Origin of the sequence: Streptomyces flavofungini, assembly GCF_041028215.1 — a bacterium.
Taxonomy (GTDB): Bacteria; Actinomycetota; Actinomycetes; order Streptomycetales; family Streptomycetaceae; genus Streptomyces; species Streptomyces flavofungini_B.
In genome coordinates this window covers 1-1,201 of the sequence record NZ_JASKYR010001272.1, presented here as the reverse complement: position 1 = coordinate 1,201, position 1,201 = coordinate 1, and the positions used below count along the sequence as shown (strand labels likewise).

The window sequence follows — 1,201 nt, the reverse complement described above, 5'->3', positions numbered from 1 at the left end:
GCTCATCCCGGCCGGCGCGCTCGCCGACCGGCTCGGCCGCAAGCGGGTCCTCGTGGCGGGCATGAGCCTGTTCACCGCTGGATGCGGGCTGTGCGCCGTGGCGCGGGGCATCGGCGCGGTGATCGCGGGCCGGGTGGTCGGCGGGGTGGGCGCTGTTCTGGTGCGTGGTGCCGTTGGCGCTGGTGGCACTCGTCCTGGTGATGGCGTTCTCCCCGGCACCGCCACGGCACGACCGGCCGGTGTCGATGGTGTCCGCGTTGCTGCTGACGGCCGGTTTCCTGGCCCTCCTGTCCGGCATCGTCTCCGGCCCCCAGGCCGGTTGGGACAGCGCACGGGTGCTGGGCGGCTTCGTCGCGGCGGCGGTGCTGCTGGCGGCCTGGGGCCGGTGGGAGCTGCGGCGTGAGCATCCGATGCTGGACCCGCGGCTGTTCGCCGTGCCGGTGGTACGGGCCGGGGCGCTCGGCATGGCGCTGGTGTTCGTCGGGATGTTCGGCCTGTTCTACGTCAACGGGCAGTACCTGCAATACGCCAAGGGCTACTCGCCGCTGGGGGCCGGGGTACGGCTGCTGCCGATGGCGGGCGCGCTGCTGCTCGCGCCGCGCTGCGCGGTGGCGCTGGAGCGGCGCACAGGACCGAGGGCCACACTCGGGGCTGGCCTCGCGGTGCTGGCGGCCGGTCTGGGCACGGTCTCGCTGGTCGGCCCGGACACTCCGTACCCCCTCTACGCGCTCGGGGCGACGCTCACCGCGGCCGGGTGCGGTCTGGTCACGCCGCTGCTGTCGCACGGCATGATGTCCGCGCTGCCCGCGCACCGGGCCGGTGTGGGCTCGGGGCTGCAAAGTCTGGCGCGTGAGCTGGGCAGCGCCCTCGGCGTGGCGGTGAGCGGCAGTGTGGTGACCCAGGTGTTCACCTCGGGCCTCCCCGCGCCGCTGCGTGGGCCCGGGGCGCCGACGACCGTCCCGGCGGCGGAACATGAACTGGCCGCCCGGGGACTGACCTCCCCCGGCCTGCGGCACGCCGTCATCACGGACTTCACCACCTCCCTGGACACCGCGATGCGAGTGCTGGCCGTCCTGGTGGTGACGGTCGGCGCGCTGGTCATCGCCTGGTACCCGCGGGGCGGGCCCCGGGCGGCGGACGAGCGGGGTAGGTAGCAGCCAGGGCGGCGGACCGGCGAAGGGAGACTCGGGCCGCGCTGCCC

1 protein-coding gene is annotated in these 1,201 nt (G+C 75.2%); it reads left to right on the top strand.

From position 1 onward, the window contains the following. Nucleotides 1-164 precede the first annotated feature (164 nt). On the top strand, nt 165-1,154 hold the full coding sequence (locus tag AB8Z36_RS40355) for an MFS transporter (RefSeq protein WP_369218323.1): 990 nt from the start codon (nt 165-167) through the stop codon (nt 1,152-1,154). The last annotated feature ends 47 nt before the right edge of the window (nt 1,155-1,201 follow it).